The 22347-nt window shown below is 65.7% G+C and carries 20 protein-coding genes and 1 other RNA gene; 9 read left to right on the forward strand and 12 right to left on the reverse strand.

What is annotated here, in order from left to right; translation table 11 throughout:
* Positions 1–56: 56 nt before the first annotated feature.
* From ACSHT2_RS13465 to rsmH, 3 genes are read right to left on the reverse strand one after another with little or no spacing between them, the layout of a single operon-like run.
* The gene (locus ACSHT2_RS13465) at positions 57–1799 is read right to left on the reverse strand and encodes a peptidoglycan D,D-transpeptidase FtsI family protein (protein WP_440641987.1); all 1743 of its coding nucleotides are present in this window, start codon (positions 1797–1799) and stop codon (positions 57–59) included.
* Entirely contained in the window at positions 1796–2188 is a 393-nt protein-coding gene (ftsL, locus tag ACSHT2_RS13470) for a cell division protein FtsL (protein ID WP_440641988.1), read from the reverse strand. Before ftsL ends, ACSHT2_RS13465 begins: the two co-directional genes overlap by 4 nt.
* 3 nt (positions 2189–2191) lie before the next feature.
* Entirely contained in the window at positions 2192–3181 is a 990-nt protein-coding gene (rsmH, locus tag ACSHT2_RS13475; protein ID WP_440641989.1) for a 16S rRNA (cytosine(1402)-N(4))-methyltransferase RsmH, read from the reverse strand.
* 440 nt (positions 3182–3621) lie between these two features.
* On the opposite strand from rsmH, the gene ACSHT2_RS13480 reads away from it, so the two are divergent.
* Complete coding sequence (locus ACSHT2_RS13480) at positions 3622–4485, forward strand: N-acetylmuramoyl-L-alanine amidase (RefSeq protein ID WP_440641990.1); 864 nt, start codon at positions 3622–3624, stop codon at positions 4483–4485.
* Between the two features lie 92 nt (positions 4486–4577).
* Here ACSHT2_RS13480 and ACSHT2_RS13485 read toward each other — a convergent pair whose 3' ends face one another.
* A complete protein-coding gene (locus ACSHT2_RS13485; RefSeq protein ID WP_440641991.1) occupies positions 4578–5813 on the reverse strand; it encodes an RNA polymerase sigma factor in 1236 nt (411 codons plus the stop codon).
* 136 nt (positions 5814–5949) lie between these two features.
* A complete protein-coding gene (locus tag ACSHT2_RS13490; RefSeq protein WP_319328241.1) occupies positions 5950–6303 on the reverse strand; it encodes a YciI family protein in 354 nt (117 codons plus the stop codon).
* Between the two features lie 151 nt (positions 6304–6454).
* Here ACSHT2_RS13490 and rnpB point away from each other — a divergent pair.
* Positions 6455–6933: RNase P RNA component class A (gene rnpB / locus ACSHT2_RS13495), an RNA gene on the forward strand.
* Positions 6934–7179: 246 nt separating this feature from the next.
* Here the strand turns inward: rnpB and ACSHT2_RS13500 are convergent.
* Both ACSHT2_RS13500 and ACSHT2_RS13505 read right to left on the reverse strand, forming a co-directional pair.
* Entirely contained in the window at positions 7180–7893 is a 714-nt protein-coding gene (locus ACSHT2_RS13500) for an alpha/beta fold hydrolase (protein ID WP_440641992.1), read from the reverse strand.
* 66 nt (positions 7894–7959) lie between these two features.
* Positions 7960–8388, reverse strand: coding sequence for a DUF983 domain-containing protein (locus tag ACSHT2_RS13505; protein WP_440641993.1), 429 nt, complete (start codon positions 8386–8388; stop codon positions 7960–7962).
* 79 nt (positions 8389–8467) lie between these two features.
* Here ACSHT2_RS13505 and ACSHT2_RS13510 point away from each other — a divergent pair, with 79 nt between their 5' ends.
* On the forward strand, positions 8468–9838 hold the full coding sequence (locus ACSHT2_RS13510) for a PLP-dependent aminotransferase family protein (RefSeq protein ID WP_440641994.1): 1371 nt from the start codon (positions 8468–8470) through the stop codon (positions 9836–9838).
* Positions 9839–9940: 102 nt separating this feature from the next.
* On the opposite strand, the gene ACSHT2_RS13515 is transcribed toward ACSHT2_RS13510, so the two are convergent.
* The gene (locus tag ACSHT2_RS13515; protein WP_440641995.1) at positions 9941–10204 is read right to left on the reverse strand and encodes a hypothetical protein; all 264 of its coding nucleotides are present in this window, start codon (positions 10202–10204) and stop codon (positions 9941–9943) included.
* 226 nt (positions 10205–10430) lie between these two features.
* Here ACSHT2_RS13515 and ACSHT2_RS13520 point away from each other — a divergent pair, with 226 nt between their 5' ends.
* The gene (locus tag ACSHT2_RS13520; protein ID WP_440641996.1) at positions 10431–11174 is read left to right on the forward strand and encodes a sulfite exporter TauE/SafE family protein; all 744 of its coding nucleotides are present in this window, start codon (positions 10431–10433) and stop codon (positions 11172–11174) included.
* A gap of 132 nt (positions 11175–11306) precedes the next feature.
* Here ACSHT2_RS13520 and ACSHT2_RS13525 read toward each other — a convergent pair whose 3' ends face one another.
* From ACSHT2_RS13525 to ACSHT2_RS13535, 3 genes are all read right to left on the reverse strand, one after another.
* Entirely contained in the window at positions 11307–13106 is a 1800-nt protein-coding gene (locus ACSHT2_RS13525; protein ID WP_440641997.1) for an ABC transporter ATP-binding protein, read from the reverse strand.
* Between the two features lie 424 nt (positions 13107–13530).
* Positions 13531–15117 carry a DHA2 family efflux MFS transporter permease subunit gene (locus ACSHT2_RS13530; RefSeq protein WP_440641998.1) on the reverse strand — a complete coding sequence of 529 codons (1587 nt, stop codon included), beginning with the start codon at positions 15115–15117 and terminating at the stop codon, positions 13531–13533.
* 211 nt (positions 15118–15328) lie between these two features.
* Complete coding sequence (locus ACSHT2_RS13535; RefSeq protein ID WP_440641999.1) at positions 15329–16639, reverse strand: HlyD family efflux transporter periplasmic adaptor subunit; 1311 nt, start codon at positions 16637–16639, stop codon at positions 15329–15331.
* A gap of 197 nt (positions 16640–16836) precedes the next feature.
* Here ACSHT2_RS13535 and ACSHT2_RS13540 point away from each other — a divergent pair, with 197 nt between their 5' ends.
* Positions 16837–17472: a TetR/AcrR family transcriptional regulator gene (locus ACSHT2_RS13540; RefSeq protein WP_440642000.1), complete on the forward strand. Its 636-nt coding sequence runs from the start codon at positions 16837–16839 to the stop codon at positions 17470–17472.
* Between the two features lie 45 nt (positions 17473–17517).
* The gene (locus ACSHT2_RS13545; protein ID WP_440642001.1) at positions 17518–17853 is read left to right on the forward strand and encodes a DUF6665 family protein; all 336 of its coding nucleotides are present in this window, start codon (positions 17518–17520) and stop codon (positions 17851–17853) included.
* Positions 17854–17943: 90 nt separating this feature from the next.
* Here ACSHT2_RS13545 and ACSHT2_RS13550 read toward each other — a convergent pair whose 3' ends face one another.
* Positions 17944–19149 (reverse strand): extensin family protein, encoded by a 1206-nt coding sequence (locus tag ACSHT2_RS13550; RefSeq protein ID WP_440642002.1) that lies wholly within the window; start codon positions 19147–19149, stop codon positions 17944–17946.
* A gap of 147 nt (positions 19150–19296) precedes the next feature.
* Between ACSHT2_RS13550 and ACSHT2_RS13555 the strand changes: the two genes are divergently transcribed.
* The 3 genes from ACSHT2_RS13555 to ACSHT2_RS13565 all read left to right on the forward strand — a co-directional run bounded on the left by ACSHT2_RS13555 (position 19297) and on the right by ACSHT2_RS13565 (position 22213).
* On the forward strand, positions 19297–19422 hold the full coding sequence (locus ACSHT2_RS13555) for a hypothetical protein (RefSeq protein WP_440642003.1): 126 nt from the start codon (positions 19297–19299) through the stop codon (positions 19420–19422).
* 411 nt (positions 19423–19833) lie between these two features.
* Positions 19834–20604, forward strand: coding sequence for a DUF2147 domain-containing protein (locus ACSHT2_RS13560; RefSeq protein ID WP_440642004.1), 771 nt, complete (start codon positions 19834–19836; stop codon positions 20602–20604).
* A 226-nt stretch (positions 20605–20830) separates the two neighbouring features.
* Positions 20831–22213 (forward strand): FecR domain-containing protein, encoded by a 1383-nt coding sequence (locus ACSHT2_RS13565; protein ID WP_440642832.1) that lies wholly within the window; start codon positions 20831–20833, stop codon positions 22211–22213.
* Positions 22214–22347: the final 134 nt, after the last annotated feature.

The following is a 22347-nucleotide window of genomic DNA, read 5'->3' on the forward strand; positions in this document are numbered from 1 at the left end:
AAGCCGAATCCCTTGGAAAATCCCGACTCAGCAGCGGCGAAGGCCCATCCGGTTGATTACTGGGTTGTCCTGGATGCTGCAAGAATAAGGCGCTCGGACGGCGGCAGGTCAAACCGCGGCTCGACGCCCAGAAGCGGCGCGATCCGCTCGATCACCTTGCCGCCGGTCGGCACCGCGTTCCAGCCCGAGGTGATGAAACCATGCGTTTCGGGCAGCGCCTGCGGCTCGTCCAGCATGATCAGGACGTGATATTTGGGATCGTCGCAGGGCAGGATGGCGGTGAACGAGTTGAGCACGCGCTTCTTGGCGTAGCGCCCGTTGATGACCTTCTCGGACGTGCCGGTCTTGCCGCCGACGTAATAGCCCTTGACGTCGGCGGTCTTCGCGGTGCCGATCTCGGCATTGAGCCGCATCAGGTACCGCATCTTGTCGCTGGTCTCCGTCTTGATGACGCGCTTGGCCATCGCCATGGCTTCGGATTCGCTGCGCTTCATGAATGTCGGCGGAATCAGATAGCCGCCGTTCACCAGCGCGTTGATGCCCATCACGGCCTGCAGCGGTGCCACCGAAAGGCCCTGGCCGAACGCAGCGGTGACCGTGTTCAACTCGCTCCAGCGCCGCGGGATCAGCGGCGCCGCGCTCTCCGGCAGCTCGGTGCGCAGCCGCGTCATCTGGCCCATCTTGGCGAGGAACGCCTTGTGCGCCTCGACGCCCTGGTTGAGCGCAATGCGCGCGGCGCCGATGTTGGACGAGAAGGTGAACACTTCCTTGGTGTTGATGAAACGCCCGAGCGGGTGACTGTCGTGGATGGTGAACTTGCCGTAGTGCAGGTTTCCGCGCGCGTCCCACATCGAGTTCAAGTTGATCTTGCCGGAATCGAGCGCCATCGCCAGCGTGAACGCCTTGAAGGTCGAGCCCATCTCGTAGACGCCGGTGGTCAGGCGGTTGATGCGATCGGGGTCGTGCGCTTCCTTCGGATTGTTCGGATCGAAATCCGGCAGGGAGACCATCGCCACGATCTCGCCGGTCTTGACGTTGGAGATGATCCCGGAAGCGGCCTTGGCGTGGAACTTGTCCTTGGCCTTCAAGAGCTCGTCGCGCAGCGCGTGCTCGACGCGCAGATCGACCGAGAGCTCGATCGGCTTCTGCAGCCGATCGGTTGCAAAGCCGGCGCGGTGGAGATCGGCGAGCCCCTGGTTGTCGAGCCACTTCTCCAGGCCGGCGATGCCCTGATTGTCGATGTTGACGAGACCGATGATGTGAGCGACTTCGTTGCCGGTCGGATAGACGCGCTTGTTCTCGCGCAGGAAGCCGATGCCGGGAATGCCGAGCTTGTGGATGGCCTGCTGCTGTGCCGGCGTGACCTCGCGCTTGAGCCAGGCGAAGCCCTTGCGCGACTTCAAGCGCTCGCGCACCTCGGCCTCGTCGAGGTCGGGAATGGTCGCGGTTAGGAGCTCGATCGCCTCGTCCTTGTCGATGATGCGGCGCGGCTCGCCGAACAGGCTCGCCGCCTTGACGTCGGTCGCAAGGATCGCGCCGTTGCGGTCGACGATGTCGGGCCGCGCTGTCGCAACCACCTCCTGCGCCGCGGCGCGGCGCGCCCCGTGGGCGTCGGCGCCGATCGCGAACATCACGAGCCGCCCGCCGATCAGGGCATAGACCGAAGCGAAGGCGAGTATCGCAAGGCCCACGCGCGCACGCGCCTTTGCTGCGCGATCGACATTGCGCCCGTAGAGCAGGCTGCGGATCAGCCGCTGCCGCCAGGGTTCGATTGGTTTTGCAGGCGTTGCCGGGCTCATTGCTTGTCCTCGGGCTGAGGCACGGAGCCAGTCACCGTATCGGCATCGCTCGCGGCTTCGATGGCGTTTAGCATGGCCCCGATCGGATCGGGCTCGCCCGGCCCGAACATCCGCGGCGGGCGCTCCGGCAGATTCTTCAGCGAGTCATATTGCGTGCCGTTGACCGGCTTGAGGTGCAGATGCCGGTCGGACAGGCCTTGCAGCCGCAGCGGGGCATCGAGCTTGGCCCACTCGGCCCGCAGCGCCGCGATCGCGTCGCGCTCCTCGCGGATCTCCGCACGCAGCCGCAGCACCTTCTCGGTGCGCGCCGTGGAGTCCATCTTGATCCGGTAGACATGGGCCGCCGCGAAGATCAGCGCACCGATGACGAGGAGGTGGATGATGCGCATGCGCTAGCCGCCCCTCATCACGTCGGAGAGTTTCGGCCAGGGCGATGCCTCGTCGGTCCCATGCGCCGGCGCCGAGGTACGCTCGGCGGCGCGCAGCTTGGCGGAGCGCGCGCGCGGGTTATGCGCAACTTCGTCTTCGCCGGCGACGACCGGCCGCCGCGTCAGAACCCGGAAGCTCGGCGTCACTTGCGCCACCTCCGGCAGATGCCGCGAACCGCCGCCGGTCCTGGAGCGCTCGGCGAGAAAATTCTTGACGATGCGGTCTTCCAGCGAATGGAACGACACGACGACGAGGCGACCACCGGGCTTGAGTACGCGCTCGGCGGCAGCGAGCGCGCGCTGGAGCTCATCGAGCTCCTCGTTGACGAAGATGCGCAGCGCCTGGAACGTCCGCGTTGCCGGATGAATGTCCCCCGGCTTTGAGCGAACCACCCTTCCGACGAGATCGGCAAGCGCGCGGGTGGTGGTGAACGGGGTCTCCTGCCGGTCTGCGACAATGGCGCGCGCGATGCGGCGCGAATGCCGCTCCTCGCCGAGGAGATAGATGATGTCGGCGAGATCGCCTTCCGACGCACGCGCGACCACGTCGGCCGCGGTCGGGCCCGTCTGCCCCATCCGCATGTCGAGCGGACCGTCGAGGCGGAAGGAGAAGCCGCGGCCGGCCTGGTCGAGCTGCATCGAGGACACGCCGACATCCATCACGACGCCGTCGATCGCCTCGACGCCTTGCGACGCGCAGACCTCGGCAAGATTGGAGAAGCGGTCCTCGACCAGCATCAGCCGGCCCGCAGAGCGTTCGACCAGTTCGGCACCGGCAGTAATCGCGGTGCGGTCCCGATCAATGGCGATGAGTCGGGTTCCCGGCACCTCCAGGATCACGCGGCTATAACCGCCCGCACCAAAAGTGGCGTCGACGTAGACGCCGCCCTCGCGCGGGGCGAGATGCACGATGGCTTCACGGCCAAGAACGGGGATATGCGGAACCGAGCTCATGCGCGATGCCTGCCGACCGCCCAGCCTGGCATGCAAGCGAGATCGGGGACGAACAAGCCCATAACGCCTCGAATCATTGCGCGTCGCGGCGGTTCCACGACGAAGCCCTTGTCCAGCATGGTTACCGAGCCCGGTCGTCCCCGGCCACAAACCCAGTGTTCCCAGTGGAATTTGTCGGGCAGCCATGGGATTTCGAGCCAAAATACGCTTTGGCCGCCTCCGGACGCGGGTCGGCTCTTCATCTCTCAGTAACGGCCCTTAGCGTTAAGAAAGCGTTGCTCGACTCGTTACAAGTCGTAAAGGTGACGAGGGGGTGATGCTTCATCCACACACATCGGCAAAATGCATCCGTTAACCGCGCCGCGCGATTGCGCGCGGTGGAGGGTAAAGGAATAGTAAAGAGAAGGGCTTGCCCCACTCTCCGTTCGTTTGAGCTGCTCATGCCCTCCGGTTCGTCCACACCGTCTGGATTCGATTCGAAGCGTCAACGCGTTCTCCCGGTTCCCAAGGCCGTGGCGAGCCTGCGGACGTTCGAGCCCGACTCATCGATCGTCTCGGACATCATCCCCTCGCCCAATCATGGCGAGCGCAGCAAGGGACGGCAGCCGGACATGATCGTGCTGCACTACACCGGCATGCCCGATGTCGAGGGCGCGCTGGCACGGCTGTGCACGGCCGGCACCGAAGTCTCGGCGCATTATGTCGTGCTGGAGGACGGCCGCATCGTGCAATGCGTGCCCGAGCACAAGCGCGCCTGGCACGCAGGCGTCTCGTCCTGGGGCGGCGAGGACGACATCAACTCCTGCTCGATCGGCATCGAGATCATCAATCGCGGCCACGACTGGGGCTATCCCGAGTTTCCGCTGCGCCAGATCGCCGCCGTGATCGCGTTGTGCCGCGGCATCATGCTCCGGCGCAAGGTGCCGGCCCACCGGGTGCTCGGCCATTCCGACGTCGCGCCCGCCCGCAAGAAGGATCCCGGCGAGAAGTTTCCATGGCATTCGCTGGCCAATTCCGGCGTCGGCCACTGGGTCACGCCCGCTCCGATCGTGCGCGGCGAGACTTTGATGCTCGGCACCATCAGCGACGCCGTGCTGAGCATGCAGCAGGCGCTCGCCAGATACGGCTACGGCGTGCCGCTGACCGGTAAATACGACGCCGCGACGATGGAAGTCGTCACCGCCTTCCAGCGCCATTTCCGTCCGGCGCGGCTCGATGGCGTCGCGGATCATTCGACGCTGTCGACATTGCAGGCACTGTTGGCGAGCTTGCCGGCGGAAGGGACGACGGTGGCGTCGACGTGACGGCATAGCCGTCATTCCGGGGCGCACGAAGTGCGAACCCGGAAACTCGAGATTCCAGGTTCGATGCTTCGCATCGCCCCGGAATGACGGTACTAGTTTTCCATCTCCTTCATCCTTCGCGCATAGAGCCTCCGCAACGGCTCGAGCTGCGTCGCCTGCGTCGCCGCATGATAGGCATCGCGCGCCTCCTCCGTCCTGCCGAGCCTCCGCAACAAATCCGCGCGCACTGCGGGCAAGAGCTCATAGCCGCGAAGCCCGCCGCGCGCGGTGATCGCATCGACGAGATCGAGCGCACGTGCCGGCCCATCCACCATCGACACCGCCGCGGCGTGGTTGAGCTCGATCACCGGCGAGGGGTTGATACGCAGCAGCACCTCGTAGAGCCCGGCGATCTGCGGCCAGTCGGTCTGCTCGAAGCTGGGCGCGCGCGCATGCAGCGCGGCGATCGCGGCCTGCACCGCATAGGGCTGCGGCCGGGCGGGCACGCGCAGCGCGTCCTCCACCAGCCGCAGGCCCTCCTCGATCTGCGCGCGGTCCCACAGCGAGCGGTCCTGCTCTTCGAGCAGCACGATGTCGCCGGCCGACGTCTCGCGTCCGGCGCGGCGCGCATCGTGCAGCAGCATCAGCGCCAGCAGCCCCTTGATGCCGGCGCGATCGGGCATCAGCCGGTCGAGCAAGCGGCCGAGCCGGATGGCCTCGGCCGCAAGATCGGGCCGCATCAGGTCCGCGCCCTCGGTCGCGACATAGCCTTCGGTGAAGACGAGATAGATCACGGCGAGCACGCCATCGAGCCGCGGCGCCAGCGCGTCGCGCTCGGGCACCTCGTAGGGGATGCCGGCAAGCCTGATCTTCTGCTTGGCGCGGACGAGCCGCTGTGCCATCGCCTCCTCGCCCACGAGAAACGCGCGCGCGACCTGCGCTGTCGACAGCCCGCACACGGTGCGGAGCGTCAGCGCGACCTGGACCTCGGGCGTGAACGCGGGATGGCAGCAGGTGAAGATGAGCCGCAGCATGTCGTCGTCGAGCATGGCCGGCGGCTCGTCGGCGGCTTGCGCGTTCAGCTCGAGCTCGTGCACGAGGGCCTGCTGCTTGCCGCGGAAGACGGCCTGGCGGCGCACCCGATCGATCGCCTTGTGCTTGGCGACATTGACCAGCCAGGCGCGCGGATTGTCGGGCACCTCATACGCCGCCCAGCGTTCCAGGGCGACGGCAAAAGCATCCTGGAGCGCGTCCTCGGCGAGATCGAAATCACCGACGAGACGGATCAGCGTGGCCAGCGCCCGCCCCGCCTCGGCGCGGAAGATTTGGTCGATCTCGCTGCGGGTCATGTCACGCGATCACTCCCCTCTCGTCATTCCGGGCGCGGCAAAGCCGCGAGCCCGGAAATCCATAACCACGATTCGGGGATATGGATTCCGGGCCTGCGCCTTGCGGCGCATCCCGGAATGACGAAGGTGAGAGTTGTCACTTCTCATACACCCAGATCGGCCGCACCTCGATCGAGCCGATGCGTGCGCTGGGAATCCGCGCCGCGATCTCGATGGCCGCATTCAGATCCTTGGCTTCGATGAGATAGTAGCCGCCGAGCTGCTCGCGCGTTTCCGCGAACGGACCATCGGTCGCCAGCGTCTTGCCCTCGCGCACACGCACAGTCGTCGCGGTCGTGGTCGGCTGCAAGCGGTCGCCGGCCTTGAAATTGCCGCTCTGGATGATGGATTGCGTGAAGGCCTGGTATTCGGCCAGCATCTTCTGGCTCGTCGCCGCGTCGTTCTTCGCGTACTCGACCTCGTTCTGATAGATCATCAGCAGATATTGCATTGCTTCACTCCTGTTGCTCGGCCGTGTTGCCGACATCCAGTCGAACGTGACACGCACCAAACGACATCTTCAGGATAGATTATTTGCGGGCGAAGCGTGCGTCGCGATATCAGCTTGACGAAACCGTCACAAATGCCCCATGCGTAGTTCGTCAGTCGGCCGGACGGCCGCTCCGGCAGGTGCCGAAAGGCCGCCGGGGAGGAAAGTCCGGGCTCCCTTGACATGCGGTGCCGGATAACGTCCGGCGGGGGTGACCCCAGGGAAAGTGCCACAGAGAACGAACCGCCCGCCTTCGCCCTTTGGGCTTCGGCGCTGCAAGCCCTCGGGCCTGCCGTGCCGTAGCAGCGCAAGCTGCGTAGGCAGGTAAGGGTGAAAAGGTGCGGTAAGAGCGCACCGCGGTTCCGGCAACGGAGCCGGCATGGCAAACCCCACCGGGAGCAAAACCGAATAGGGACGGCTTAAGCGGGCTGTTCGCGCAAGCGATAACGCCGCGGGGCGATGTCAGGCCCGCCGTCCGGGTAGGTTGCTCGAGGCCGTGTGCAAACACGGTCCCAGAGGAATGGCCGTCACGTATCGTTCGCGCAGGCGGACGGTGCCCTACAGAACCCGGCTTACAGGCCGGCTGATATTCTAAAGCGTTTTCGAGCGAAGTGGTTTTCCGGTTCGCGAAGAAAGCGCGTCTTACCAGAAAGTGACGAGGGGTTCGGTGCCAACGCATCGGACCCCTCACCATTTCGGCCGAGCGCGCAACCATTCAGATGGTGTCATTCCGGGGCTCGCGAAGCGAGAGCCCGGAATCCATCAGGCGGCCGTGTCGGTGGATGAATGGATTCCGGGTTCGCGACTTCGTCGCGCCCCCGGAATGACGAGCGAGAGTCAGGCGACGATCTTCCCCAACACGTCCATTAAGGCCTCCGGCGCCGTCACATTCGGCGCATGGCTGGCGTCGAGCTCGACATAGCGCCAGCCATCCTCGCTCTTCGTCCGCTTCGCGAACTGCCCGAACACGTCGCCCGGCGGGATGCGCGTGCAATAGATGTAGCTGCGCGGCATCGCCGGCTCGCCGTGTTCGAGCCTCAGCCTGGTCTCGAAGCACTTGATCGGCATTGGGACGCGGCGCGCATTGAGCCAGTCGAGATCGGCCTGCGGCGTGTCCGACGGCGGCGGATTCGGCGGGATGCGATAGCCGTCGCCCGAGCTTGCTGCCCTTCGCATCGGCTCGCGGCCGGCCTCATTGAGATCGAACAGCGACTGGCCATCGCGCGGCACAAAGGCGTCGAGATAGATCAGCTGCGTCACGTGCTCGCGCGCGCGGTCGGCGACGCCGGTCGCGACCATGCCGCCATAGCTATGGCCAAGCAGCACGACGTCGCTGAGATCCTCGAAGGCGATGACGTTGAGAATGTCCTGGATGTGCGTTTCCAGATCGATCGCGGGGCTTGCGAGATGCGCGCGCTCGCCGAGCCCGGTGTAGGTCGGCGCCACCAGGCGATGACCGGCCTGCACCATCAGCGGATGCATCTTCCTCCAGGCCCATCCGCCGGACCACGCACCATGACAGAGCAGGAAGGTCTTCGCGCGTACGGCCATCGGCGTTTCCATCGTTCTTGTTGGTACGACGGAGTGTAGCGGCCGGGTGCGCGATGTAAACGCCGCTCAGGCCACGCGCGTATCCGCCTTCACCAGCACGGGCGCAAGCCCGCCGGCCTCGCGCCGCAGCTTGCTCGCTTCGAAGCCGTGCATGCCCAGCTGCCATTGCAGCCCGACGATGGCGCCCTTGGTCGGCTGAAGCAGTGCGAGCGAGGCGAACAGCGTCACCGGCAGCCACACCGCGAGTTGCAGCCAGACCGGCGGCGCATAGGCGGTCTCGACCGCGAGGATCGCGGGGACCACGAGATGGCCGACCACGACCATCACGAGATAGGCGGGAAAGTCGTCTGCGCGCTGGTGAAACAGCTCCTCGCCGCAATGGTCGCAGCTGTGGGCGACCTTCAGGAAGCGGCCGAACAGATGCCCTTCGCCGCAGTTCGGGCACCTGCCGCGAAAGCCGCGCCACATCGCCGTTGCAAGAGAGACCGTCGCCATGACCACACCTCTTCCTTTTCGATGATCCATACAATAATATCTTGCATCCATACATTCAAAGGTTATGGGCCTAAATTGCATGGACTGGATCCCTACAATCTCGGAGCTGAGCGGGCCGCGCTACCAGCGCATCGTCGAGGCCATGGAGGCCGATATCGCCGCGGGCCGTCTGGCGCGCGGCCAGCAATTGCCGACACAACGCGCTCTCGCAAAAGCGCTCGGCATCGACCTGACCACGGTGACGCGCGCCTATACCGAGGCGCGGCGCCGCGGCATCATGGAAGCCCGCGTCGGACAGGGCTCGTTCGTGTCGGAGACCAGCGCGCGCCGCGCGGTCGACCTGCCACATCCCGTCGCGATCGATCTCTCGATGAACGTGCCGCCGCATCCGCTGGAGGCGCAGCTCGACGAGCGCATCATCGCCGGCATGGAAGCCATCCGCGCGCAATCGGGCCTGACGGCGTATCTCAACTATCAGCCGCCCGGCGGCAGCACGCACGAGCGCGAGGTCGCGGCGCGCTGGATGCGCTCACGCGTTCCGCATGCGCAGGCAGACAGGCTTCTGATCTTCCCCGGCGCGCAAACCATCCTCTTCAATCTGCTCGCCCATCTTGCGCGGCCCGGCGACGTCGTCCTGACGGAAGCCCTCACCTTCCCCGGCATCAAGGCCGCCGCGGCACGGCTCGGCGTCAAGCTCGTCGGCGTCCCCATGGATGACGGCGGCATCCTGCCCGATGCGCTGGCAAAGGCGTGCCGTGTGCACCGGGCAAAGGCCGTCTATCTCATTCCGACGCTGCACAATCCGACCACCGCGACGCTGTCCGCCGAGCGGCGCAGCGCCATCGCAAAGATCATTCGCGATGCCGACACGACCTTGATCGAGGACGACGCCTACGGCCTGCTCGACCGCTCGGCATCGCCGATCGCGGGCTTCATTCCGGAGCGGACCTATCTCGCGACCACACTGTCAAAATGCATCGCGCCGGCGCTGCGCGTCGCCTACCTGGTGACGCCCGACAGCGGCGCGCAGCGGGACATGCGCACGTCCTTGCAGGCGACCGTGCAGATGCCGGCGCCACTGATGGTCGCGCTGGTGACGCACTGGATCGAAAGCGGCATTGCCGATCGCATCATCAGCGCCATCCGCAGCGAGGCGGTCGGACGCCAGCAGCTCGCTCAGCGCACCCTGAAGGGTTTTCAGTTCCTGGCCAAGCCTGCCGCCCATCATCTCTGGCTGAGGCTGCCGGAAGACCGGCCCGATGTCGCGGCACATCTCCTGCGGAACGGACTTGCGGTCGTCGCCGGCGAGGCCTTCACGGTCGACGGGACACCGCCGCATGCGGCCCGCGTCTCGCTGGGGGCGGCACGGAACAGATCGGAATTGACGGAGGCGCTGCGCATCCTGATCGGCGCGCTGCAGAAGCCTGCCGACACCAGGCAGATCGTCTAAAGCGCGGTGCGATTAGGATGTATCGTCATCGCGCTTTAGGTTGTTGTTTGAGCATGATCTTTTCGGAAAACCGCTGCGCACTTTTCCGGATCATGCCTTAGATCATCGACGATGGCGGCGAGGGCCGGAGCGCACGACCGGTGCCACGGGTCGCGGATAGGCCTGCGATGCATATGCATCGCCCGGCGCTCCCTGCTGCCCGAGAGCCGCACGCCCCGCAGGCGTGAGCTGGCCGCCGTTCAGCACATCGCGGTCGGGATGAGCGGCCTGATAGGCCGCAGGCTCGGAAAACTGCGCCTGGGCCATTGTCGGCGTCAACGCCACCGCCAACAGTACGGCTGCAACGGCAATCTTGGTGCGGGTCATGGTCATTCTCCATCATCGCATTCAGGACTGACCGATCCGGGCGCTGATCGCGTCGGGCGGCCCCGGGATTGAAGTACGGCCATCATGTAGGCGTGTCTTCCGCGAAAGCCCGACACGGCAGATCACGCTTGCGTGCAGCATGGATTGACCTGCACGGCGGCAAGCATGTTATGCGAGCGCTGGCGATCGACAATCCGGGATCGCCCCTTGCGACAAGGTTAATCTGTTGGAAACGCTCACCTACGTCCTGCTGCTGTTCGGCGCGCTGGCCGGCGGCTTCGTCTCGGGACTGGCCGGGTTCGGCACGGCGCTGATGGCGCTCGGCATCTGGCTCTACGTCCTGCCGCCCTCGCTCGCGGTACCGCTGGTGCTGATCTGCTCGGTGATCGCACAGACCTCGACGCTGCCCTCGATGTGGAAAAGCTTCGACTTCTCGCTGGTCTGGCCGTTCCTGATCGGGGGCCTGATCGGAGTACCGCTGGGAACCATGATGGTTGCCTCGGCCGATCCGAAGGTGTTCAAGCTGAGCGTCGGTGTGCTGCTCCTGTGCTTTTCGAGCGCGCTGTACCTCAACAAGAGGCCCCTCGCCTTCAAGTTCGGCGGCAGGATCGCCGATGGAGCGATCGGCTTTGCCGGCGGCATTCTTGGCGGCCTCGCCGGACTCTCGGGGCCGCTGCCGATCCTCTGGGCCAACATCCGAGGCTGGAACAAGCACGAGCGTCGCGGCATCTTCCAGCTCTTCAATTTCACGGTGCTCGCCACCGCCCTTGTGCTGCAGACGGCGTCAGGCCTGGTCGAACTGAAAGTGGTCTGGCTCGCACTGGTCGCGTTTCCGGGCACGCTGATCGGCGCATGGGCTGGCGCCCGCGTCTATCACGCCCTGAGCGACAAGCATTTTGGCGATGTCGTGCTCGGCCTGTTGTTCCTGTCGGGCCTTGGCCTCGTCTGGAATAGTGTCGGCACGCACTAAAGCGCGATGAGATTGGGATGAATCGTCATTGCGCCTTGGAGCGTCGTTGCCGCGACCGACAAGTGCCAGATGTCATCTCATTCCATGCTCCGGCAGCGTGACGGCGGGACCTTCGCCCCGCCGCTCCCCGCCTCACTCCGCTGCCGCGATCTTTCCGAGCTCCACCACCTGGCGCTCGAACAGGCCGCGATAGATGCCTCCTCGCTTGGCCGCGAGGATCGCATGCGTGCCTTGCTCGACGATCTCGCCGCGGTCGAACACCAGGATGCGATCGAGGCTCGTCACCGTCGACAGGCGATGCGCGATCACGATCGAGGTGCGGCCCTTCATCAGCCGCTCCATCGCCTCCTGGATCAGCGCCTCCGATTCCGAATCCAGGCTCGAGGTCGCCTCGTCCAGGATCAACACCGGCGCGTCCGCCAGGAACGCGCGCGCCAGCGCCACGCGCTGCCGTTCGCCGCCCGACAGCTTGACGCCGCGCTCGCCAACCAGCGTGCCGTAGCCCTTCGGCAGGCGCAGGATGAAGTCGTGCGCATTCGCCAGCCGCGCCGCCTGCTCGATCGCTTCAAAGCTGGCGCCGGGCCGGCCATAGGCGATGTTCTCGGCGAGCGAGCGGTGAAACAGGATCGGCTCCTGCTGCACGATCGCGATCTGGCTGCGCAGCGATTGCTGCGTGGCGAGCGCGATGTCCTGCCCGTCGATCAGCACGCGGCCGCCGGTGACGTCGTAGAGTCGCTGCACCAGCTTGACGAAGGTGGTCTTGCCGGAGCCGGAGCGGCCGACCAGACCGACGCGTTCACCGGCGCGGATCTTGACAGACAAGCCGTCGTACAGCGGCGCGCGATGGCCGCCATAATGGAACGTGACGTCGTCGAACACGATCTCGCCGCCCTCGATCGCGATCGGTCGCGCGTCGGAAGCATCCGCAATGCCGATCGGCTCGTCATGGATCGCCACCAACTCGTCCATGTCGTTGACCGAGCGCTGGAGGTTGTTGATGTGCATGCCGACGTCGCGCAGATAGGCGTGAATGACGTAGTAGCTCGTCAGCACATAGGTGACGTCGCCGGGCGAGGCCTGACCTGACATCCATAGCAGCACCGATCCGCCGATCACGGACGCGCGCAGGCACAGCAGCAAGGAAAGCTGCGACATGGCCGTGTAGTTGTAACGATACCAGGTCCGCCGCACGCGCACGCGCCAGCGCTTGATGACACGGGCAAGCCGTGTGTCCTCGCGCAGCTCCGCGCCAAACGATTTCACCACGGCATTGCAGGTCAGCGCGTCCGCCAGCGTGCCTCCGACCTTGGTGTCCCAGGCATTGGAGACGCGCGCCGCCGGTGCGACGTAGCGCGTCGAGAGCACCACCGTGATCGTGACGTAGAAGATCGCTCCGAGCGCGATCACCAGGCCGAGCGAGGTCCAGTGCAGGCCGAGCAGGATCATCGAGCCGACCAGCACCAGCAGCGACGGTGCCAGAGCCATCAGGATGGTGTCGTTGAGCAGGTCGACCGCCCACATGCCGCGGCTGATCTTGCGGACCGTCGAGCCGGCAAAAGAGTTCGCGTGCCAGTCGGTCGAGAAACGCTGCACGCGCGTGAACGCGTCCTGCGCGATGTCGGACATGATCTTCAGCGTGAACGGCACGATCGCCTGGAGACCGACGAGACGCAGCACCATCGACGCCGCGCCCAGCGCCACGATGGCGCCGAACGCGACCAGCGCCGCGTGGCGCGCATCGGGATCGGACGGACCGCGGGTCAGCGCATCGACCAGATGCCCCGAGAACAACGGCATGAACAGGTCGGCAATGGTCGCACCCAGAAGCCCGCCGGCCACGATGAGGCCGCGCCCCGGCTGCTTCAGCCAGTGCCGGAACACGAAGGGCAGCACCACGCGAATCGCGGCGGGCTTCTTTGACAGAGAGGTCATGGCATCATCCGGCCGCTCCTGGCGCGGGCCGGCTCCATCGATGGACGCAGGCCGGCCGCAAGGACCGGGACGGCGTCACTCAAAACTGACTTTGACTTGGGAAGTGGAGCGATCGGGACGCTTGGTCGAAACCTTGGCCCAATCGAAGCTGGCGGAAGTGGCCTCTAACAGGCCGCGTACATTCCGAGCCGGGAAATCATCGAGCGCGGGCGTACGATCTGCGAATGCGACGAAATCATGCAAATCCCTCCCGGTTCGAATGAATGAGGTGCGCTTTATAGATGTGCCGTTTGCAATTTGCAACGGGGCTCACGCGAGATCACGGATGAGTGTTGCAAATTGGTGCGCCTCGCCGCCGCACCAGTCTCCGCCAAATACTGGATCGCCCGGTCAAGCCGGACGACGACAGCGAGTGTGGAGCGGGTTAATGCGCGTCGCCCGCAGCGCCGAACGGCGAGGCCGGCCTCTTCAGCAGCGCGACGAGCAGGCTGAGGCCGAGATAGAACAGCGTCAGCAAGAGGAACGTGTCGCCGAAACTCATCACCACGGCCTGGCGATGCACGAGCTGCGAGAGCTGCTTCATCGCCATCAACGTGGAATCGCCGAGCCCCTGGAACTTCTGCATGAACATGGTCAGGGTTTCGGTCGCGGCCGCATTGCCCCAGGTCACGCGTTCCTGGAGGCGCGTGATGTGCAGGTCGGTGCGGTCGTTGAGCACGGTGTTGATGACGGCAAGACCCACCGCACCGCCGAGGTTGCGCATCAGGTTGAACAGGCCGCTCGCATTCTTCACCCGATCGGGTGGCAGCGTGCCGAGCGCGACGTTGTTGGTCGGCACCATCGCGAACATCATGCCGACGCCCCGCAGGATCTGCGGCACCAGCAGCTCGTAGAAATCGTATTCGCGGGTGATCCAGGTCATCTGGTAGGAGCCGATCGCGAACACGATGAGGCCGAACGCGATCATGTAGCGCATGTCGAGCGTGGCCATCAGCCGGCCGACCAGCGGCGCGACCAGGAACATCGTGATGCCGGAGACGAACATGGTCTCGCCGATCATCAGCGCGCTATAGCCCCGCACCTGGGCGAGATAGAGCGGATAGATATAGGTCAGGCCGTAGAGGCCGATGCCGATGCAGAACTGCAGCGTGCAGCCGACGGCGAAATTGCGATCGGAGAAGGTACGCAAATTGACGATCGGCTCGTCCACCGTGAACACGCGCCAGAAGAAGGCGATCGCCGAGATCGCGCAGATCCAGGCGCAGATCGCGACCGAGGTATCCTGCATCCATTCATATTGCGGGCCTTCCTCCAGCACATATTCCAGCGTCCCGAGGAAGCTGGCCATGAACAGCAGGCCCCACCAGTCGAAGCGGTCGAGCAGTTCGAAATGCGGCTCGTCGAAATCGACCAGCGCCAGGACGCCGATGGTGATGCCGATGCCGGGCACGACGTTGATGAAGAACAGCCAGTTCCACGACATCAGGTCGGTGATGTAGCCGCCGACCGTCGGCCCGATGGTCGGCGCCAGCGTCGCGACGAGGCCGATGATGGGACCGACGATGTGGAATTTCGTCCGCGGGAAGACGGTGTAAGCCGAGGCGAACACCGTCGGAATCATGCCGGCGCCGAGAAAGCCCTGAAGCGCGCGCCAGAGGATCATCTCCTCGATCGTTGTGGCGAAGCCGCAGAGCAGACTCGCGGCGGTGAAGCCGGCCGCCGAGATCGCAAACAGCAGCCGCGTGCCGAAGGCGCGCGACAGAAAACCCGACAGCGGGATCGCGATCACCTCGGCGATCAGATAGGCGGTCTGGACCCAGGAGACTTCGCTGGAGCTTGCCGACAGCCCGGCCTGGATCTCGCTGAGGGAAGCCGAGACGATCTGGATGTCCAGGATCGACATGAACATCCCGAACACCATGATGATGAACGCGAACAGCCGCTTCGGCGCGATGCGCTCTTCAGCGGCGGCCGCCATCATGGCGGGTGAAGCGGTGGTGGCGTCGGCCATGGTATCAGCCCGGGCTGGAGCGGCGGGCTCTTCTTACCTCTCCCGCTTGCGGGAGAGGTCGACGCGCTCGAAGAGCGCGGCGGGTGAGGGCTTTCTCCTCTTGGGGAGTCTCCCTAGAGGAGACACCCTCTCCCCAACCCTCTCCCGCAAGCGGGAGAGGGAGCGCAGCTGCAGTCGGAACTGGGGTGTCGCGACTCATGAGCGATCAATCCTACTGCGGATGGACCGCGGGATCGTCGAGATCGACCTCGCTGTCGGCGTCGGCAGCGCCCTTGTTGGTGTCGACGGTCGCATAGACCGACATGCCGGCGCGGAGCAGGTTCTGCTTGGCCACCGACTTCGGCACGCGGATGCGGACCGGCACGCGTTGCACGATCTTGGTGAAATTGCCGGTGGCGTTGTCCGGCGGCAGCAGGGTGAACACCGAGCCCGCGCCCGCCGCGATGCTGTCGACGACGCCGGAGAACTTGCGCATGCCGTAGGCGTCGACCTTGATCGTCACCGGCTGGCCGGGGCGGATGCGCTTGAGCTGCGTTTCCTTGAAGTTGGCGTCGATGTAGACGTCGTCGAGCGGCACGATGTTGCCGAGGCGCTGGCCGACCGCGACGAAGTCGCCGGTGTTGACCAGGCGATTGGAGAACGTGCCGTTGACCGGCGCACGCACCGCGGTGAAGCCGAGGTCGCGCTCGGCCTTGGCGAGCGTGGTCTTGAGCTCGGCGAGCTGGGCCTGTGCTTCGGCCTGCTGCGCCTTGGCGACATCGACATTGCTGACGGCAACGTCGTAGGCGGCCTGCGCGGCCTTGACCGCGGCGGCGCCCTGATCGCGTCCGGCTTCCGAGCTCTCGAAGGTGGCGCGCGAGGCAAAGCCCTTGCTGCTCAGCGCCTGCTGGCGCTCATAATCGAGGTCGGCGCGCTTGAGGCCCGCTTCCGCGGAGACGAGCTGCGCCTTGGCCTGCGCGACCTGGCTGTCGAGCGCGGCAACCTGGCGGCCGATGCGATCGATGGTGGCCTGCTGGGTCGCGATCTTGGTCGCGGCGGCTTCGACCGCGATCTTGTAGTCGCCGTCGTCGATACGGAAGACGATATCGCCGGCACGGACCGGCGTGTTGTCGCCGGCGAGAATCGAGGAGATGTGGCCGGCAACGCGCGCGCCGAGCATGGTGTTGTTGGCGCGCACATAGGCGTCGTCGGTCGAGATATAGAAACGGCCGACCAGCGTGTAATAGCCGGCATAGCTCGCAACAGCGAGCGCGAGGACGAGGCCAACGCCCATCAGGACGAATTTGCGCTTGCCGGAGTTGCGCGCACCTGCGGCGGGCGCGCCTGGCGCGGGTGCGGACGGCTTGTCGGTCACGGGCTTGTCTGGCGCCACCGGAGCCGGACGTTTGGTTTCCTCGGGCACATGAGCGCGCAACTGCTCGGCATGGGGTGCGGCTGTCTCGGACGCAGCATCATCGCCCGACTGCTCCTCCACCGCTTCCTGGCGAAGGACGCGAGCAGTCTGGTCTCTCGATACGGCCATAAAGGCCCTCCCAAAATAAGTGCGAGCAAGGAGCGGCGGCTGCGCAGCCGGTTCCTTCTCGCTCATTCCAAGTACCATTGACCGAACGGTTCGGTCAATATAAACAATGTTCGCGGACGGGACCGTACGACCTCGAAGGCTTTATTCGGGTTTCATCGCCCTGATCCGGTCCAAAAACCTTCCGAGACCCTAAACCAATGGTTGTAATTGCCAAGGAACATCCGCAGGTTGTCCATGAAGAGGACAGCTCCAAGCGCCGCCAGATCCTGGACGGCGCCCGCAAGGTGTTCATGGACCTGGGTTTCGACGGCGCCAGCATGGGCGAGATCGCACGCGCCGCGCAGGTCTCGAAGGGTACGCTCTACGTCTACTTCGCCGACAAATGCGCGCTGTTCGAAGCCATCCTCGAGCAGGAAGCGCTCCAGCACGGTCAGGTCGTATTCAATTTCGATCCCGCCCGCGATGCCGAGACCACGCTGAAGGAGTTCGGCCTCGCCTATATTCACCTGGTCTGCCGGCCCGGTGGCGGATCTGCGATCCGCACCGTGATGGCGATCGCCGAACGCATGCCCGACGTCGGCCGCCGCTATTATGGACGCGTGCTGGACAAGTCCATCAACCGCCTCTCCGGTTATCTCAAGGCCCGTGTCGCCTCGGGCGAGCTCAAGATCGAGGATTGCGATCTTGCCGCCTCGCAGTTCATGGAGCTGTGCAAGGCCTCGCTGTTCCTGCCCTTCGTCTTCCAGGCCGCACCCGCGCCGTCGGAGGAACGCATGACCGCGGTGGTCGACAGCGCAACGCGGATGTTCCTGGCGGCGTACAGGACGAAGTAGCAGCGCGTTGCGCATACGGGTCGGCCGGCTCTATATATGGCGGCCATGTCTCGTGATCTTCGCCCGCCGGTCGATATCCTCCACTACGAGATCGTCCAGGAACAGGCCTCGGCGCTTGGACGGATGGGCCGCGCACTCGAACAGAGCCTCACGCGTCTGCGCGAATTCGACGCTGCCCACGCAGCCTCGGAGGTTCCGGCCTCGATGCAACCGGCCAGGCGCAAGCTGGTGATGGAAGCCGGCCACGCGCTTTGGATGTTCGTCGTCCAACGTGAGGCGTCCGGCTTGCGCGACAGCCGCCATATCATGCGCACCTACAACGTCCCGAGTGAGGTGCAGCGGTGCATGGGGCCGGCTCCGTCGAAGCCGGCCTCGCAGTGATTTTCTGGCAGATCGTAGCCTGCACGAGCGCAGCGATATGCGGGAGGACCGCCCGGATATCGCTGCGCCCATCCGGACTACAAAAGAAGGCTACTCGTCGACGTACTCGTCTTCTTCGCGCTTGCGCGCCATGCTCTTGCGCGCACCCAGCGAGCCCGTGACGGAGGGATCGCGCGCGTTCGCATAAGGGCTGCGCGACTGCGCGCGCGCGGCGACCTCCTCGCCGGATACGGCTGCAGGCTGGCAAATCAGGCGGCGGCTGGCGCGGCGCATCAGGTCGACGTGAATGTGATCGTAGTGAAAGACGTTCGAGCCCGGCGCGAGCACGGTGGTGAAATGCGCACACGCTCCCGATTGCACGTCGCGCAGGAAGCCCTGTTCCTCCGGCATGCCGCGCCAGCCGTCCTTCACGGTGACGCGACGGCCGTCGGCCAGCACGAAGGCGGAGATGTCGAGCGCGTTGCCGAAGGCGTGCTCGGAGATGTGAGCACGCGAGTTGCCGTTCATGCCGCGGCAGGAATAGGCGGAGATCTGCTTGATCTCGGCGACGCGGACGCCGAACCAGCGCATCGCCGAAGGCTGCACGGTGTCGGCGAGCCAGCGGTCGAGCTCGGATACGATCGGGCAGGCGAGCGTCGCCGTCGGCTTGATCGCGACGGGACCGACGGTTGTGACGGGATTGCCCTGCGCAGGACCAAGACGCGGCAGCGGCTGCTGCGCAGGCGCCTGCGAGTAAGGCGCTGGCCGTGCCGGATAGCTCGGTGCATTCATGTAGCGCGCCGCACCCGCGGCATCGGTGCCGTCGGGCGGCAGGTCGATCTCGTCCTCCTGCGCCGCCACGCCCGGCGCGTTCAGCGATATCGGCCCGGTTGAGGTGCCGTAGCCGGCGGGCTGGCGCACCGCGCCCTGCGGATAGTTCGAGCCTTGCGGATAGGTCGATGCCGGATCATTCCGGCTCTGCGGATAATTCGAGCGCGGTTGCGTCACCGGCCAACGCGGCTGGCCGCCGATGCTGGCCGGCGGACGCGGCGCCTCGTCGGCAAAGCCATAGGTGCCCGAGGGCTCTCCGATGGCGGCAACCTTGAGCGGAAACTCGGCACCGCACATGCCCGGCCCGGAGATCGGGTCGATGCGGACGAGATCCGGACCCTCTTTCACCGCGCCCGATTTCAGGCATGCGGCTTCCGCCTCGGCCCGCCACGGTTCGCGTTCGGCCTGGAAGAAGCCGCGACCGCAACCCGCTAGCGAAACAAGGACGATGGAGCCGACGAGATACAAACGAACTCCGCGCGTCATGCACGCACGTTCGGTGAATTTACTTAAAGACTCTTCAACACGTTGATTTCAGCCTTGCTTAACCATAGCGGCCCGCGCCCGCGCGAACGCTGCCGGCGATGAGCGACAGCAAGATTGACTTTTTCGTGAGGAGACTCTCTGTTAACCATGATGGTCGCGGCAGGGTGCGCGACCATCGGGAGCGACCTCATGACGTTCGCCGGCAGACTGAACGTTATCACCGCCTACCTCGCCATGGCCTTCGTCGGCGCCATCGTGCTCGGCATGATCTAGCGACCATTACGAATCGCCTTTCTTCCTTCTGCCCCTGTGGGAGAAGGTGGCGCGAAGCGCCGGGGGTTCTATCGGGTCGCGCTTGTGCTCGTGGGAGACAACCCCTCACCCCGGTGATCCCGTGCCCGCTCGCGGAGCTGCCCTCCCGCAAGGGGCGAGGGCACAGCAATGCGCATTTCGCCTGGTGCGAGAACTCTACGGATATCAACCCGAACTCGCAGCTCGCCCGTCGTCACCGGAACAGAAGAAACGGTCGAGCACACAGACCGAATGTGCGCTGCCTCACCCTGACGCGCGCGCCGGTCGTGACGTTCATCACAGAACGCCTGCCCACCCCGGCGTAGGGTCGAAACACGTTTCATCCACAAGCGACATCAGTCCAAACGGGACCACGCAACTTCGGAGGTTGTCATGAACAAGCTCTCCATCGCCGCCACCGCGCTCTTCCTCGCTTCGACTGCCGCCGCACATGCCGGCAATTCGATCTCGTTCCAGATCGAAGGCCAACGCATCCGCATCGAGACACCACGCAACTGCGCCTCGCTCAATTGCGTGACCATCGTCGCGCCGGGCCTGTCGGACAAGCCGATCAAGCTGAACGACATCAACCTCAAGGGCCTCGGCGGTTCCAAGGACGATGACGCCGACACCACGCCGGCTCCCGCGCCCACGACGGCGCGGCCTGCGCCGGCTCCGGTACAGGCGGCTGCGCCCACGGCGCCGGCCGTGACCACGCCCGCCCCCCCGGCAGCGACCGTTGCCGCTGCTCCGTCCGTCGGCGTCGACAACACGCAGCCTGCGCCCGCTGCTGCACCTGCTCCCGTTGCCGCACCCGCTCCCGTCGTTGCTGCTCCCGCGCCGGCCCCGGCTCCTGTTGCCGCCGCGCCCGCGGCGGCGCCGAACTCGCCGATCGGCCTGTGGGCAACCGAAGGCAACAAGGGCAATGTCCGCGTCGAGCAGTGCGGCACCAATCTCTGCGGTTACGCCGAGAAGACCAATGCGCGCATCCTGATCAACATGAGGCCCGACGGCTCGAAGTGGAGCGGTCGCATCCACGATCCCGACTCCGGCCGCAAATACGACTCCACGATCGCCATGAAGGGTCCGAACGCGATGCGCGTGCAGGGCTGCGCCTTCGGCGGCATGTTCTGCGGCGGCCAGACCTGGAAGCGCGTGAGCTGACGCGCGGAGCGCGTCGCGCCGCCAAGCACATGCAAATGTTCGTCATGGCCGGGCCTGTCCCGGGCACGACGTTGTGGAGATGCCTCAGTCCCATCCACTGGCACGGCGCAGCGTCCGAACGTTCGCGCTTCCCGCCCGACACATGTTCATCCGCCATTCAGCTGCGCCCGGCTGAAATCCGCGGCTCTCGCCTCGCGTTCTTCACCGGGACCTCCTCGTGACTTCATTGGTGGCTTGGCGCCGCTTCGCATTCGCGCTTGCCCTGCTGGCCTTGCCGCCGGCAGGCAGCAGCGTGGCTTGTGCGTCCGATACCGTGGAGCTTGCACAGGCGCAGCCGATACCCGCCCCCTCCCCGACGCCGGCCTCACCGACACCGTCTGCAGACGCGCAGCCCGCCGCCGTCGAGCCGATCGGCAACGTCGCGACGATGACGGGAATCGCGACCGTGATCCGCGACAAGAACTCCTATCCGCTGCGCGTGCGCGACGACATCTATCTCAACGACGTGGTGCAGACCTCGTCGAACTCTTCGCTCGGCATCACCTTCCACGACGCCACCACGTTCAATCTCTCGGCCAGCGCCAGGATCACCATCGACAATTACGTCTACGAGGACGGCGGCAGGCAGAATTCGGCGATCTTCGACGTCGGCAAGGGCACGGTTGCCTTCGTTGCGGCAGCGGTGGCGAAGACCGGCGACATGAAGATCACGACGCCGACCGCGACGCTCGGCATCCGCGGCACCACCGGCGTCGTCGAGGTGCCGGAAGGCGCGGCGGCGAACAGGGCCGGCAACGTCAACATCAAGCTCTATCCCGACGCCGATGGCCGGGTCGGCCACATCGACGTCGACGACCGCACCAGCGGCACGCGGCTCGGCGCGCTGACGCAGGCGTCCAGCGGCCTTGCGATCCGGCCCGGCGCACGCGGCGCCGGCGGCATCATGCGCTTTGCCGCGGTACCGATCACGATTCCCGCGCAGCAGATCGCGCGAGACCGCGGCTTCGTCAGCCAGGTGCATCTGGCGCAAACCACAGGCCGGCAGATCGTCACCGAGCAGCGCGACTTCCGTCGCGCCAATCCGGGCGCGCTCAGCCGCATTCCGCGGCCGGTCCAGCCACAGCAGCAGCAATTGCGGCCGACGACGGCACCCGGACAACAACCACAGCGCCGGAACGGCCGGCCCGGTCAGGATACCCGCCCGGGTCAGCAGAAGAGCACACCAGGCCGCCAAGGCGCCCAGCCGCCACGGCGGCAGGGACAAGGCGGCGCCGTGCAGCCAGACACGCCGCGCGCCGGCCAGGGGCAGCAGCGACAAGGCGAGCAGGGACGTGTGCCTCAACGCGAAGGCCGGCAACAAGGCACGGGTCGGCCGCCCGTTGCTCCAGGCATCGGACAAGGCATGCAGCCTGGTGGCGGACAGCAGACACAACCGCAAGCGCCGCGCACGGGATTGCAGCCTGGCCAGCCAACTCAACCACCTGCGGCCCAACAGCCAGGCGGCATGCAGCGACAAGGTGGCTTCCAGGAGCGCCTCCCCGGCGCACAACGCTCCGTAGTGCCGCGCAGGCTGGCGCCGGCCCCGAGGGACAGGAGAGAGCGGCGGTGACAGCGTCGCCTCAGCGTGAGGCTCGGGTTTGAACGCAATCAGCTCTTTCTCCTCGTCATTGCGAGCGCAGCGCGGCAATCCAGAGTCCCTCCGCGGAAAGATTCTGGATTGCTTGGCTGCGCTCGCAGTGACGA

The sequence above is a fragment of the Bradyrhizobium sp. PUT101 genome (assembly GCF_052043945.1).
Lineage (GTDB): Bacteria > Pseudomonadota > Alphaproteobacteria > Rhizobiales > Xanthobacteraceae > Bradyrhizobium.

Bases quoted from the DNA above. Each gene is read 5' to 3' on its own strand.
- ACSHT2_RS13465 (WP_440641987.1), bottom strand. From the start codon at position 1,799: ATGAGCCCGGCAACGCCTGCAAAACCAATCGAACCCTGGCGGCAGCGG.
- ftsL (WP_440641988.1), bottom strand. From the start codon at position 2,188: ATGCGCATCATCCACCTCCTCGTCATCGGTGCGCTGATCTTCGCGGCG.
- rsmH (WP_440641989.1), bottom strand. From the start codon at position 3,181: ATGAGCTCGGTTCCGCATATCCCCGTTCTTGGCCGTGAAGCCATCGTG.
- ACSHT2_RS13480 (WP_440641990.1), top strand. From the start codon at position 3,622: ATGCCCTCCGGTTCGTCCACACCGTCTGGATTCGATTCGAAGCGTCAA.
- ACSHT2_RS13485 (WP_440641991.1), bottom strand. From the start codon at position 5,813: ATGACCCGCAGCGAGATCGACCAAATCTTCCGCGCCGAGGCGGGGCGG.
- ACSHT2_RS13490 (WP_319328241.1), bottom strand. From the start codon at position 6,303: ATGCAATATCTGCTGATGATCTATCAGAACGAGGTCGAGTACGCGAAG.
- ACSHT2_RS13500 (WP_440641992.1), bottom strand. From the start codon at position 7,893: ATGGCCGTACGCGCGAAGACCTTCCTGCTCTGTCATGGTGCGTGGTCC.
- ACSHT2_RS13505 (WP_440641993.1), bottom strand. From the start codon at position 8,388: ATGGCGACGGTCTCTCTTGCAACGGCGATGTGGCGCGGCTTTCGCGGC.
- ACSHT2_RS13510 (WP_440641994.1), top strand. From the start codon at position 8,468: ATGGACTGGATCCCTACAATCTCGGAGCTGAGCGGGCCGCGCTACCAG.
- ACSHT2_RS13515 (WP_440641995.1), bottom strand. From the start codon at position 10,204: ATGACCCGCACCAAGATTGCCGTTGCAGCCGTACTGTTGGCGGTGGCG.
- ACSHT2_RS13525 (WP_440641997.1), bottom strand. From the start codon at position 13,106: ATGACCTCTCTGTCAAAGAAGCCCGCCGCGATTCGCGTGGTGCTGCCC.
- ACSHT2_RS13530 (WP_440641998.1), bottom strand. From the start codon at position 15,117: ATGGCCGACGCCACCACCGCTTCACCCGCCATGATGGCGGCCGCCGCT.
- ACSHT2_RS13535 (WP_440641999.1), bottom strand. From the start codon at position 16,639: ATGGCCGTATCGAGAGACCAGACTGCTCGCGTCCTTCGCCAGGAAGCG.
- ACSHT2_RS13540 (WP_440642000.1), top strand. From the start codon at position 16,837: ATGGTTGTAATTGCCAAGGAACATCCGCAGGTTGTCCATGAAGAGGAC.
- ACSHT2_RS13545 (WP_440642001.1), top strand. From the start codon at position 17,518: ATGTCTCGTGATCTTCGCCCGCCGGTCGATATCCTCCACTACGAGATC.
- ACSHT2_RS13550 (WP_440642002.1), bottom strand. From the start codon at position 19,149: ATGACGCGCGGAGTTCGTTTGTATCTCGTCGGCTCCATCGTCCTTGTT.
- ACSHT2_RS13555 (WP_440642003.1), top strand. From the start codon at position 19,297: ATGATGGTCGCGGCAGGGTGCGCGACCATCGGGAGCGACCTCATGACG.
- ACSHT2_RS13560 (WP_440642004.1), top strand. From the start codon at position 19,834: ATGAACAAGCTCTCCATCGCCGCCACCGCGCTCTTCCTCGCTTCGACT.